The organism is Acinetobacter sp. A22 (assembly GCF_030913345.1).
Classification (GTDB): domain Bacteria; phylum Pseudomonadota; class Gammaproteobacteria; order Pseudomonadales; family Moraxellaceae; genus Acinetobacter; species Acinetobacter junii.
The window spans coordinates 165,380-178,124 of the sequence record NZ_CP133162.1; the positions used below are offsets into that span (position 1 = coordinate 165,380).

The window sequence follows — 12,745 nt, forward strand, 5'->3', positions numbered from 1 at the left end:
CGATTATGATGATTTTGACTGATAAAAAACCACGTGTGAATGTTGAAGGGATTTTGACTGCTGACGAAATCCATGAAATTGAACATCACATTGGTCACTATCCGTATCCACGCGCAGCTTCTTTGGATGCTTTAAAGTGTGTACAACGCCGTAATGGTTGGGTAGATGACGCTCAAATGAATGCAATTGCGCAATTGCTGACTATCAGTGTGGCTGATTTAGAGGGTGTAGCAACGTTCTACAACCGTATTTATCGTCAACCTGTAGGTCGTCACGTAATTTTATTATGTGATTCAATTGCTTGCTTCTTAATGGGTGCAGAAACTTTAGCAGAAGCATTTCAGCGCGAGTTAGGCATTCAATACGGACAAACTACAGCAGATGGTCGTTTCACCTTGCTTCCAATTTGCTGTTTAGGCAATTGTGACAAAGGTCCAACGTTAATGATTGATGAAGATACTCACGGTTTAGTGGATGTATCATCAGTTAAACAGTTATTGGAGAAGTATGTATGAATACTGAACCAAAACCAATTTATGGCGACGGTAATCCAGAAACTCATCCGCTAACTTGGCGTTTGAGTAAGCAAGATGCAGTACGCAATGCTGATGAATACGAAGCTTTAGAAGGTTATGCAGGCTTTAAAAAAGCACTTAGTATGCCTCCAAAAGATGTACTCGACGTCATTAAAGCTGCAACGGTTAAAGGTCGTGGTGGTGCAGGTTTCCCAGCAGGAATTAAATGGTCATTGATGGCACCAAATGATGGTGGTCCACGATATTTGATCTGTAATGCTGATGAAATGGAACCTGGAACATTCAAAGACCGTTTGTTGATGGAAAAACTTCCACATCAATTGATCGAAGGTATGTTGATTGCTGGTTATACCTTAGAGGCAACTCATGGTTATATCTTCATTCGTGGTGAATATATCGAAGCTGCTCAATACTTGAATGAAGCATTAGAGCAAATTCGTGCCAAAGGTTATCTAGGTGAAAACATCCTAGGTAGTGGCTGGAACTTCGAAATGTATGTTCATACAGGTGCAGGTCGTTATATCTGCGGTGAAGAAACTGCATTAATCAACTCGCTTGAAGGTCGTCGTGCCAATCCACGTACTAAACCACCATTCCCACAAGTTGCGGGTGCATGGGGTCGTCCAACGATTGTAAACAACGTAGAAACCTACAATAACTTGCCAGCGATTATGTTGCGTGGTCCAGAATGGTATATCAACCTTTCTGCACATAAGTCTAAAGACCCTGGTACGAAGATCTACGGTGCATCAGGTAAGGTGAAATTCCCTGGTCTTTGGGAGTTGCCATTTGGTACAACTGCACGTGAAGTGATTGAAGATCATGCAGGTGGTATGCGTGATGGTTTAACACTGAAAGCATGGTTGCCGGGTGGGGCATCAACAGACTTCTTAGCTGCTGAACATATTGACTTACCAATGGATGCTGAAAGCATCATGAAGGCAGGTTCACGTTTAGGAACATGTTTGTTGATGGTGGTAGATGAAACCCAATGTATGGTTTCAGCGACCCGTAATTTAGAAGAATTCTTTGCGCGTGAATCGTGTGGTTGGTGTACGCCATGCCGTGATGGTTTGCCATGGGCTGTTAAAGCACTGAAAGCACTCGAAAGTGGTGAAGGTAAGATGGAAGATATTCAACATCTATCTGAACTCACTAAAAAGTTGTGGATTGGTAAGACTTTCTGTGCCCACGCACCAGGTGCGATGGAGCCACTGATGGGCGCATTAAAATATTTCCGTCATGAGTTTGAGGCAAAGGTTAAAACCCACGCAGCTACTCGCGATGTAGAACAGGTTTAAGGAATTCGACTATGGCTACAATTCATGTCGATGGAAAATCGTATGAAGTCAATGGCTCAGAGAACTTGCTACAAGCATGTTTAAGCCTTGGCATCGATATCCCGTATTTTTGTTGGCACCCATCCTTAGGTTCTGTTGGTTCTTGTCGTCAATGTGCGGTAACTCAATACGCGAATCCTGAGGACACACGTGGGCGTTTGGTAATGTCTTGTATGACACCAGCCGCTGACAATACTTACATTTCGATTGAAGACAAAGAAGCAACAGAGTTTCGTGCATCGATTGTTGAATTCTTGATGACGAATCACCCACATGACTGTCCAGTCTGTGAAGAAGGTGGTCACTGTCATTTACAAGATATGACGGTCATGACTCAGCACGATCGTCGTCGCTATCGCTTTACGAAACGTACACATCATAACCAAGAGTTAGGTTCTTTTATTGCACATGAAATGAACCGTTGTATCGCTTGTTACCGTTGTGTTCGTTACTATAAAGACTATGCGGGTGGTACCGACTTTGGTGTTTATGCGAATGCATCACGTGTTTATTTCGGTCGTCCGGAATCAGGTACTTTAGAATCTGAATTCTCTGGTAACTTGACTGAAGTCTGCCCAACAGGTGTATTTACTGATAAAACGCACTCTGCACGCTATAACCGTAAATGGGATATGCAGTATGCTCCGAGCGTATGTCATGGCTGTTCTTCGGGCTGTAACATCTCTCCAGGTGAGCGTTATGGTGAAATCCGTCGTGTAGAAAACCGTTTTAATGGTTCAGTAAACCAATACTTCCTTTGCGATAAAGGTCGTTTCGGTACGGGTTATGTCAATCGTGAAGATCGTCCACGCCAACCTCAATTCCGTAACGGTGAAACTGTTGCAACTGTGAGTGTTGATCAGGCACTTGATCAAGTAATTGCACAGCTTAAAGGTAAGAAAGTTCTAGGTATCGGTTCTCCTCGTGCAAGCTTGGAATCAAACTACGCACTTCGCCAACTTGTTGGTCAAGCCAACTATTCAACAGGTATGTCTCAAAAAGAGCAGAACTTGGTTGAGTTAGCTGCTTCAATCATGCAAACACAGGGTATCTATAACCCGAACATGCGTGAAATTGAGAGCTATGATGCAGTTCTAATCTTGGGTGAAGACTTAACGCAAACAGCACCACGTATGGCTTTATCAGTTCGCCAAGCTGCGAAAAATAAAGCGAAAGAAATGGCTGCGAAAACGCGTACTCCTGACTGGTTAGCAGAGCCTGTGCAACGTATTGGCCAAGAAGCAAAATCACCGATTTATATTCTTGCTGCAACACAAACGCGTTTAGCGGATGTTGCAACAGGTGAAGTTGTTGCTTCTCCAAACGATATTGCACGTTTAGGTTTTGCTGTCGCTGCTGCTGTAAAAGGTGAAACAGTATCTGGTCTTGACGATGATGCAAAAGCATTTGCACAAACGATTGCTGACACTTTAAAAGCGGCGAAAAAACCATTGATTATCTCTGGTACAAGCTTGCAAGACTCAGCGATTATGGAAGCTGCTGCACAAGTTGCACAGAATCTTGGTGAAAATGCTGGTTTGTCTTTGACGGTTCCTGAAGTGAACTCAATGGGTCTAGCATTATTCGGTGGTTTAAGCTTAGAACAGGCATTTGCTCAAGAGTATGATGCTGTTGTTGTGGTTGAAAATGACTTAACTCGTCGTTTACCAGTTGCACAAGTCAAAGCTGCACTTGAGAAAGCTGAAGCCGTAATCGTATTGGATCATAGTGAAACAGAAACTCTGAAACTAGCAGATATCGTTCTTTCTGCTGCAAGTTTTGCAGAGGGTGATGGTACTGTTGTGAGCCAAGAAGGTCGTGCGCAACGTTTCTATCAAGTGTATGACCCAAGCTATTACAAGCCTGAATATGCAATCAAAGAATCTTGGCGTTGGTTACATGCCGTTGAGACTGGTCTCAAAGGCAAAGCTGTAGATTGGACACTGCTTGATGATGTGATTGATGACATCGTGAAGAATGTTCCTGTGCTTGAAGCCATTCAAGATGTTGCACCTGATGCAGGATATCGTATCCATGGCTTGAAGATTGCGCGTGAACCACGTCGTTATTCTGGTCGTACAGCAATGCGCGCGCCATTATCTGTTCATGAACCTAAACAGCCAACTGATCTAGATTCAGCATTAACATTCTCTATGGAAGGTTATGTCGGTAATCAGACAGCTTCTTCGCTAGTACCTTTCGCATGGTCTGCAGGTTGGAACTCACCACAAGCTTGGAATAAATACCAAGATGAAGTGGGTGGTCACTTAAAAGGCGGTGATTCAGGTGTGCGTTTATTTGATCGTTTAGCTAAACGTCCTGCACGTAGCTATGTGGCACCAACTGCTGTTGTAGTGAACCCTGAAAGTTTCCGTCTTGTACCAATGCACCATATCTTTGGTTCTGGTGAATTTACGATTAAAACACCTGCAATGGAATCTCGTATTCCTGAAGCGATGTTTGCTGTTGGTGAACAAGATGCAACACGTTTAAATGTTCAAGACGGTCAACGTATTACAGTACAAGCAGGCGAAACAAGCATTAGCTTACCTGTACAAGTGATTGAATATTTACCAACAGGCTATATTGGTTATCCAATTGGTTTAGCACCAACAGTTTCATTGGCTGAGCCTGTGTCTGTGGCGGTAGGAGTGTAATTCATGAATCAAGAAATTATACGTCAAACGCCACTTTGGGCTGAGAACTGGCCAATCGCTTATTCAGTGATTCAAGCGATCGTGATCTTGTTGGTTGTGGTTCTTATCGCTGCATTGATGTCATTTATCGAACGTCGTCTCTTGGCATTGTGGCAAGATCGTTATGGTCCTAACCGTGTCGGCCCTGGAGGTATGTTCCAGATCGTAGCTGACATGCTCAAGATCATGTTTAAGGAAGACTGGACACCAAAGTTTGCTGATAAATTGACTTTCCGTCTAGCACCAGCAGTTGCAATGGCAACTGCCGTACTTTCATTTATGGTTATCCCAGTAAGTCCATATTTGGGCGTTGCTGATATGAGCATCGGTCTGTTGTTCTTTATGGCAATGGCGGGTATCGCAGTCTATGCAGTGTTATTTGGTGGTTGGGCATCTAACAACAAATACTCATTGCTTGGTGGTCTTCGTTCTGCTGCTCAAACTATTTCTTATGAAGTGTTCTTGGGTATCTCATTAATGGGTGTGGTTGCTATTGCGGGATCATTTAACCTTCGTGAGATTGTTGAAGCTCAACGTGATATGTGGTTCATCATTCCACAATTCATTGGTTTCTTGATCTTCGTGGTCGCAGGTGTAGCAGTGACTCACCGTCATCCATTTGACCAACCAGAAGCTGAACAAGAGTTAGCTGAAGGTTACCATGTTGAATATGGTGGTATGAAGTGGGGGATGTTCTTCGTTGCAGAGTATGTCAACGTGGTATTAATCTCAGCTTTGATCGTCACTTTATTCTTCGGTGGATGGTTAGCTCCATTTAACTTAGAAATTCCATTTGTTCCACCAGTTTTCTGGTTCGTAATTAAAACAGCATTCTTTGTGATGATGTTTGTCTTGGCGCGTGGCTCTTTAATGCGTCCACGTTATGACCAAGTCATGAATTTTGGTTGGAAAGTTTGTTTGCCATTGGCGTTGGTCAACTTGTTAGTGACTGGTGCTGTGATTCTGATGAATCAGGCCTAGGACAGCAGGGAGTACAAAATGTATAAAATTCTAGCTGGATTTGGATCGATTGTACGTTCGTTGTGGATGGTATTTAGCCATGCCACACGTAAACGTGACACGATTTTATATCCAGAAGTACCAGCTGAACAAATTGTACCTCCACGCTTTCGTGGTCGTATTATCTTGACGCGTGATCCTGATGGTGAAGAGCGTTGCGTAGCATGTAACCTTTGTGCGGTTGCTTGTCCAGTAGGCTGTATTTCATTGCAAAAAGCGGAAAAAGAAGATGGGCGTTGGTATCCAGAATTTTTCCGTATTAACTTCTCACGTTGCATTTTCTGCGGTATGTGTGAAGAAGCATGTCCTACAACTGCTATTCAAATGACGCCTGATTTCGAGCTTGCTGAATACGTTCGTCAAGATTTGGTTTATGAGAAAGAAAACTTACTCATCTCAGGTCCTGGTAAATATCCTGATTATAACTTCTACCGTGTAACAGGTATGGCTGTAACAGGTAAAGACAAAGGCCAAGCACAAAAAGAAAGTGCACCAGTTGATGTACGGAGCTTATTACCATGATGTGGCCATTTTATTTGATGGCACTTGTGGCCATTGTTTCGACAGTTCGTGTTGTAACTAACACGAACCCTGTACATGCGTTATTAAGCTTGATTGTTTCATTGCTCGCTGTTGCTGGTATTTTCATGATTGTGGGTGCACCGTTTGCGGCTGCACTTGAAATCATTGTCTATGCAGGCGCGATCATGGTTTTGTTTGTCTTCGTTGTGATGATGCTCAACCTAGGTCAAGAAACAGTTGAACAAGAAAGTAAATGGTTAACCTCAGATGCATGGGCATATCCTGCAATGTTGAGTTTTATCTTAGGTTTGACACTTGTTTGGATGTTAAACGGTGAATACACCACGATTTCTGCACCAATGGGCTTAGAAATCGTAGGTCCTAAAGCCGTAGGTCAAGCGTTATTTACTCACTATCTATTATTGGTAGAAGTTGCCGCGATGTTGTTGCTTGCAGCCTTAGTTGCTGCATATCACTTAGGCAAACGTGAACCAAGTGCAGAAGAGGATAAAGAATAATGGGACACATCCCTTTAGAACATGGTTTGATTGTCGCAACCATCCTTTTTGCACTGGGTTTTTACGGTGTAATGGTGCGTCGCAACCTATTATTTATGCTAATGAGCCTTGAAATCATGATGAATGCTGCTGCATTAGCATTTGTCCTAGCAGGTAGCGTTTGGTCTCAGCCAGATGGTCAAGTGATGTTTATTTTAATTTTGACACTTGCTGCTGCCGAGGCGTGTATCGGTCTTGCGATCGTCCTTCAGTTTTATCATCGCTTCCATCACTTGGATGTTGATGCTGCTAGTGAGATGCGCGGATGAGTACATTATATTTAACCGTTTTATTCCCGCTCATTGGTTTTATCCTTTTAGCGGCAGGGCGCAATAAACTTTCTGAAAATGTAGCTGCCATTATTGGTGTTGGTTCAGTTGGTTTATCTGCTCTATTTGCTTTAATTGCTGGTCTTGCTTTTACGAGCAGTGGTCAAACCGTTTTTGTTCAACATTTATGGACTTGGTTCAGTGTTGGCGGTTTTGAGCCAGGTATTAGCTTACATCTTGATGGCTTGTCATTATTAATGACGGGCATGATCACAGGTGTAGGTTTTCTGATTCATATCTTTGCATCATGGTACATGCGTGGTGAAGAAGATTACGCGCGTTTCTTCTCTTATTTCAACCTATTCGTTGCTAGCATGTTGTTGTTGGTACTCGGTGATAACTTAGCGTTATTGTTCTTGGGTTGGGAAGGCGTGGGGCTCTGCTCTTACTTACTGATTGGATTCTATTACTCTAATCCTGCAAATGGTTGGGCAGCAATCAAAGCATTTACAGTAACACGTGTCGGTGACGTATTCTTACTCATCGCATTGTTCTTGCTTTATCAACAATTTGGTACTTTGAATACTCAGTACATCGTTGAAAATGCAGCGACTGTAATGACGCAAAGCTCATCATTGTCAATTTGGACAGCATTAATGTTGTTCTTGGGTGCAGCAGGTAAATCAGCGCAAATTCCATTACAAACATGGTTGGCTGATGCGATGGCAGGTCCGACACCAGTATCTGCATTGATCCATGCTGCAACAATGGTTACAGCAGGTGTGTACTTATGCTGCCGTATGTTCTCCGTGATGGAAATGGCACCAGAAGTGATGCAGTTCATCTCGATTACAGGTGCTGTGACATTGCTTGTGGCTGGTTTTGCAGCGCTAGTTCAAACCGACATCAAACGTATCTTGGCTTACTCAACTATGAGTCAGTTAGGTTATATGTTTATGGCTGTAGGTGCTGAAGCTTACCAAGCTGGTTTGTTCCACATGTTGGCTCATGCATTCTTCAAAGCATTATTGTTCCTTTCTTCGGGTGCCGTAATTCTTGCATGTCATCACGAACAAAACATTTTCAAAATGGGTGGATTACGTAAAAAGATTCCATTCGTATTTTGGTGTTTCGTCATCGGTGGTGGCGCATTGGCTGCACTTCCAATCGTAACTGTTGGTTTCTTCTCTAAAGATGCCATCTTAGGTGCAGTATATGCACAGTCTACAATTGCAAATATTCCACTTTACAACACATTGTATTGGGTTGGTGTAGCGGGTGCTTTCTTAACTTCTATTTATACGTTCCGTCTAATTTGGGTCGTATTCTTCGGTGAAGAAAAAACACATGCGCATGAAATTCATGGTGTGACATATTGGGCACCACTTGCGATTCTTGCTGTGTTATCAACAGGAATTGGTTACTTCTTGCAAGCACCAGTTGCAAATTTATTGACTGCCGCAAGCATTCCAAGTTTTGTTATCCCTGAAACTTTACATGAAGCAGTTGTACATGCAGAACATTTGGCGAGTGGTATTGCTCTTGCTGGTTTAGCAGTAGGTATCTTCCTATTTGCTTTCGCATATGGTGCTGTTAAATCATTTGCTCAAACATCATTGGGCGCTGGTTTAGCACATATTTGCCGCACAGCATTTGGTTTTGATGCTTTGTATGACATCGTATTCGTCAAACCTTATTTATTGATTGCGAAAATCTTAGGTCGTGATCCAGTTGATGGTTTATGGCTAGTACTACCTGCGATTGTGAAAGGTGGTAATACCTTTACTAGCTCGCGTCAAACTGGTTCATTACGTGAATACGCATCAAGCATGTCACTCGGTGTAGTGGTGCTATTGATGATCTTGATCGTGATTCAGGTTGTGGGGAAATAAAATGGAAAACAATTTAATTTTACCCGCACTGATTTTAGTTCCTTTCATTGCTGGTTTTATTTGTTGGTTGGTTGATAAATTCGACCAACAATTACCGCGTTGGATTGCCTTAATTGGTATGCTTATTACCTTTGGTTTAGGCATTGCACTTTGGCAAAGTGGTACATTTAGTTACGAGCTGGGTGGTAAAGTCCCAACTTGGGCGGCTGAGTTCCATTTACCTTGGATTCAGACACTAGGCATTAGCATTCACTTGGCAGTGGATGGTTTATCTTTACTCATGGTATTACTGACTGCATTACTTGGTGTACTTGCGGTTGGCTGTTCATGGGGTGAGATCCAAAAGAATGTTGGTTTCTTCCACTTAAACCTCCTGTGGAGTTTAGGTGGTGTTATCGGTGTATTCCTAGCGATTGACTTATTCTTGTTCTTCTTCTTCTGGGAGATGATGCTCGTACCAATCTACTTCTTGATTGCGTTATGGGGTCATAAAGGCTCGAATGGTCGTTCACGTGTTTATGCTGCAACCAAGTTCTTCTTATACACGCAAATTGCTGGTTTGATCATGTTGATCGGTATCTTAGGCCTTGTGGTTTATGGATACATGATGACAGGTATGATTGGCTTCGATTACAACTATCTATTGGCTGTGGCGAACCACTTACCGCCTGAAGTTGCTTATGCATTTATGCTATGTTTCTTCATCGGTTTTGCTGTGAAATTACCTGTGTTCCCATTACACGGTTGGTTACCTGATGCGCATGCACAAGCACCAACTGCAGGTTCTGTGGACTTAGCTGGTATTTTGATTAAAACAGCAGCCTATGGTCTACTTCGTTTCGTTATCCCATTCTTCCCAGCAGCATCAGCACAATTTGCTGATATTGCGATCATTCTTGGTTTGATTGGTATTTTCTACGGTGCATTCTTAGCGTACCAGCAAACAGATATGAAACGTTTGCTTGCGTATACGTCTATTTCGCACATGGGTTTCATCTTACTTGCTATTTACGCAGGTAATATCCTGACATTCCAGGGGCTTATGATCATGATGTTGGCACATGGCTTGTCATCTGCTGCATTATTTATCATGTCTGGTCAGGTTTATGAGCGTTTACATACACGTGACTTACGCTTAATGGGTGGTTTACGCGGTCAGCTGCAGTACCTTCCATTTTTCTTAATGTTCTTTGTAGCTGCACTTGTAGGTGTACCAGGTTTAGGTAACTTTATTGGTGAATTCCTGATCTTGATGGGTTCATTCAAAGCTTATCCTGTATTCACGATTATTGCGGCAGTAAGCTTGGTGTTTGCTGGTCTTTATGGTTTGATTTTGATTCATAAAGCATTGTTTGGTACACCAAATCCAGAGCAACAGCAGCACTATACAAGCCCATTAAAAGATTTATCAGCACGTGAAGTTACTATCTTGATGATCTGTGTGATCGGTTTGGTTTGGTTAGGTATTTACCCACAAACATTCTTGGATGTATCGCATTCAAGCATGCAATGGTTAGTAAATAGTTATATGCCAGTACAAGAAGTTGTTGAAACTGTTCAGCAGACAGCAACTCAACTTGAGCATGTGGAGATGCAATAAACCATGAACTTCACACTTTCTTTTTCTGAACTTATGCCGCTCGTCCCTGTGATGATTGTGGCGTTGACTGCAATTGTTGTGATGTTATTGATTTCGATTAAACGTAATCATAATTTAATCGCAACAACTTCAGTTGTGGGGCTTAACCTCGCTGCAATTTTTATCGCATACACTGCGTATACAGGTCACTATGCACCTGTAAACGTGATGGGCATGTTTATGGTTGATCCATTTACCATGCTCTATCAATTCATGATTTTGATCGCAGCTTTGGCATGTTGTACTTTGTCACATGCTTATATTGAGACATATAAAGACAATCGCGAAGAGTTGTACATCTTGTTACTGTGTTCAGTAGCAGGTGCGATGTTGATGGTTGCTAGCTCTCATTATGCTTCGTTCTTTATTAGCTTAGAATTAATGTCAATTCCAGTATATGGTATGTTGGCATATACCCATCAGCGCAGCCAATCTTTGGAAGCAGGGATTAAATATCTTGTGCTTTCAGCGACGGCATCTGCAATGTTGTTAATGGGTATGGCGTATATTTATGCTTATACAGGTTCATTATCATTCTATGATTCTGTACAAGCGTTATTCACTGCAATCAAACAGCCAATGGTGTTATTGGGCTTAGGCTTAATCATCTTTGCTGTTGCGTTTAAACTGTCACTTGCTCCATTCCACAAATGGACACCAGATGTGTATGCAGGTGCTCCAGCACCGATGGCAACATTCTTGGCGACAGCTGCGAAAGTAGCAACGATCGGTTTGTTTGTACGTTACTTATTGGCGTCAGGTGCAATCCTAGTTGAATCGCTGGTAACAGTTCTTACAATTATTGCTGTATTGTCAATTTTAGTAGGTAACTTACTTGCAGTACGTCAAGTAAACTTGAAACGTATTCTTGGTTATTCGTCGATTGCTCACTTTGGTTATTTGTTAATTGCTTTAATTAGCATGACTTATGCGAGCCTTGGTAGCGTGACGGTTTATGTGATTACTTATGTACTTACAACAATCGGTGCGTTTGGTGCAGTTACGTTAATGTCGAGCCCTTATAACAACGTGGATGAAGCACAAAGTCTTGCGGACTACCGTGGTTTGTTCTGGCGTCGTCCGATTTTGACTGCAACATTAACTGTGATGATGTTATCGCTAGCTGGTATCCCATTAACAGCGGGCTTTATTGGTAAGTTCCTTGTGGTCATGGCTGCAGTAACAACTCAACACTGGTTCTTAGCTGCAATGATCGTTGTGGGTAGTGGTATCGGTTTGTACTACTATTTGCGTGTCATGGTTGTTATGTACATGACTTCACCAGATACTCCTCGTATTGATGCTGATGCGCATTGGGGAACTAAAGTTGGTGGGATTATGGTACTAGGTGCTGCATTGTTGGTATTGTTCTTGGGTATCTATCCAGATCCAATGATCAATTTAGCATTGAAATCAGAGATTCTTTCTCCATTACATTTCATGTTATCTCAGCAACAGTAATCATCCGATAATCTGATTTGTACAAAAAAGCCTCCAAAACTGGGGGCTTTTTTATTGAATAGTAAAAAAACACTTTATAATAAGCGAATATTTATATTAGCTAGGTACTTACTCGTGTCGATTCAAGAAATTCGTCATCCGCTTATTCGCCATAAACTTGGTTTACTTCGTCGCTCTGACATTAGTACTAAGAACTTCCGTGAATTAGCGCAAGAAGTTACGATGCTATTGACGTATGAAGCAACAAAGGACTTATCTGTTGTGGATCACGAAATTGATGGGTGGGCAGGGAAAGTAACAACTCAACGTATTGCAGGGAAAAAAATCACGATTGTTCCGATTCTTCGTGCAGGAATTGGAATGCTAGAAGGTGTACTTAACCTGATTCCAAGTGCAAAGGTGAGTGTTTTAGGTTTAGAGCGTGACGAAGCAACTTTAGAAGTTCGCACTTACTATAAAAAGCTAGTACCAGATGTCGCTAATCGTTTGGCGATGATTATTGATCCTATGCTTGCAACGGGTAATTCATTGATTGCTGCAATTGATGTATTGAAAGCTAGTGGCTGTAAAGATATTCGAGTGATGATTTTGGTTGCTGCTCCTGAAGGGATTGCAAAAGTAGAAGCGGCACACCCTGATGTTCGTATTTATACGGCTTCAATTGATCAAGGCCTGAATGAAGAAGGTTATATCGTGCCTGGTTTAGGTGATGCAGGCGATAAAATCTTTGGTAGTGTGCAAAAAGATTAATTTTTAAATATGAAAAGAGACTTTTTATTTCTGTTATTTGAAAGGGAAATAGAAAGTCTCTTT

Annotated in this window: 11 protein-coding genes; all 11 read left to right on the forward strand. The window is 42.1% G+C overall.

Translation table 11 applies throughout. The features are described from left to right. The first annotated feature begins 5 nt into the window (after nucleotides 1-5). The 11 genes from nuoE (at nucleotide 6) to upp (ending at nucleotide 12,682) form a co-directional block, all read left to right on the forward strand. Complete coding sequence (nuoE, locus tag Q9Q86_RS00795; RefSeq protein WP_004638051.1) at nucleotides 6-515, forward strand: NADH-quinone oxidoreductase subunit NuoE; 510 nt, start codon at nucleotides 6-8, stop codon at nucleotides 513-515. Beyond that, a complete protein-coding gene (nuoF, locus tag Q9Q86_RS00800) occupies nucleotides 512-1,837 on the forward strand; it encodes an NADH-quinone oxidoreductase subunit NuoF (RefSeq protein WP_004952448.1) in 1,326 nt (441 codons plus the stop codon). Before nuoE ends, nuoF begins: the two co-directional genes overlap by 4 nt. 11 nt (nucleotides 1,838-1,848) lie before the next feature. Then, nucleotides 1,849-4,533 (forward strand): NADH-quinone oxidoreductase subunit NuoG, encoded by a 2,685-nt coding sequence (gene nuoG, locus Q9Q86_RS00805; RefSeq protein ID WP_004952451.1) that lies wholly within the window; start codon nucleotides 1,849-1,851, stop codon nucleotides 4,531-4,533. A 3-nt stretch (nucleotides 4,534-4,536) separates the two neighbouring features. Continuing rightward, a complete protein-coding gene (nuoH, locus tag Q9Q86_RS00810) occupies nucleotides 4,537-5,553 on the forward strand; it encodes an NADH-quinone oxidoreductase subunit NuoH (RefSeq protein WP_004914292.1) in 1,017 nt (338 codons plus the stop codon). Nucleotides 5,554-5,571: 18 nt separating this feature from the next. Next, a complete protein-coding gene (gene nuoI / locus Q9Q86_RS00815) occupies nucleotides 5,572-6,114 on the forward strand; it encodes an NADH-quinone oxidoreductase subunit NuoI (RefSeq protein ID WP_004914290.1) in 543 nt (180 codons plus the stop codon). Further along, on the forward strand, nucleotides 6,114-6,632 hold the full coding sequence (gene nuoJ, locus Q9Q86_RS00820; RefSeq protein ID WP_171053817.1) for an NADH-quinone oxidoreductase subunit J: 519 nt from the start codon (nucleotides 6,114-6,116) through the stop codon (nucleotides 6,630-6,632). The genes nuoI and nuoJ overlap by 1 nt, the downstream gene beginning before the upstream one ends. Further along, entirely contained in the window at nucleotides 6,632-6,940 is a 309-nt protein-coding gene (gene nuoK / locus Q9Q86_RS00825; RefSeq protein WP_004914285.1) for an NADH-quinone oxidoreductase subunit NuoK, read from the forward strand. The genes nuoJ and nuoK overlap by 1 nt, the downstream gene beginning before the upstream one ends. Then, nucleotides 6,937-8,832, forward strand: a complete 1,896-nt coding sequence (nuoL, locus tag Q9Q86_RS00830; protein ID WP_112987351.1) for an NADH-quinone oxidoreductase subunit L — start codon at nucleotides 6,937-6,939, stop codon at nucleotides 8,830-8,832. The genes nuoK and nuoL overlap by 4 nt, the downstream gene beginning before the upstream one ends. Nucleotide 8,833: 1 nt before the next feature. Next, on the forward strand, nucleotides 8,834-10,432 hold the full coding sequence (nuoM, locus tag Q9Q86_RS00835) for an NADH-quinone oxidoreductase subunit M (protein WP_004952461.1): 1,599 nt from the start codon (nucleotides 8,834-8,836) through the stop codon (nucleotides 10,430-10,432). Between the two features lie 3 nt (nucleotides 10,433-10,435). Then, nucleotides 10,436-11,932 carry an NADH-quinone oxidoreductase subunit NuoN gene (nuoN, locus tag Q9Q86_RS00840; RefSeq protein WP_004914279.1) on the forward strand — a complete coding sequence of 499 codons (1,497 nt, stop codon included), beginning with the start codon at nucleotides 10,436-10,438 and terminating at the stop codon, nucleotides 11,930-11,932. Between the two features lie 114 nt (nucleotides 11,933-12,046). Beyond that, nucleotides 12,047-12,682, forward strand: coding sequence for a uracil phosphoribosyltransferase (gene upp / locus Q9Q86_RS00845; RefSeq protein ID WP_004914278.1), 636 nt, complete (start codon nucleotides 12,047-12,049; stop codon nucleotides 12,680-12,682). Nucleotides 12,683-12,745: the final 63 nt, after the last annotated feature.

Excerpts from the sequence above, each read along its gene's own strand:
- nuoL (WP_112987351.1), top strand. The coding sequence starts at position 6,937 with ATGAGTACATTATATTTAACCGTTTTATTCCCGCTCATTGGTTTTATC.
- nuoE (WP_004638051.1), top strand. The coding sequence starts at position 6 with ATGATGATTTTGACTGATAAAAAACCACGTGTGAATGTTGAAGGGATT.
- nuoN (WP_004914279.1), top strand. The coding sequence starts at position 10,436 with ATGAACTTCACACTTTCTTTTTCTGAACTTATGCCGCTCGTCCCTGTG.
- nuoG (WP_004952451.1), top strand. The coding sequence starts at position 1,849 with ATGGCTACAATTCATGTCGATGGAAAATCGTATGAAGTCAATGGCTCA.
- nuoK (WP_004914285.1), top strand. The coding sequence starts at position 6,632 with ATGGGACACATCCCTTTAGAACATGGTTTGATTGTCGCAACCATCCTT.
- nuoM (WP_004952461.1), top strand. The coding sequence starts at position 8,834 with ATGGAAAACAATTTAATTTTACCCGCACTGATTTTAGTTCCTTTCATT.
- nuoH (WP_004914292.1), top strand. The coding sequence starts at position 4,537 with ATGAATCAAGAAATTATACGTCAAACGCCACTTTGGGCTGAGAACTGG.
- nuoI (WP_004914290.1), top strand. The coding sequence starts at position 5,572 with ATGTATAAAATTCTAGCTGGATTTGGATCGATTGTACGTTCGTTGTGG.
- nuoJ (WP_171053817.1), top strand. The coding sequence starts at position 6,114 with ATGTGGCCATTTTATTTGATGGCACTTGTGGCCATTGTTTCGACAGTT.
- nuoF (WP_004952448.1), top strand. The coding sequence starts at position 512 with ATGAATACTGAACCAAAACCAATTTATGGCGACGGTAATCCAGAAACT.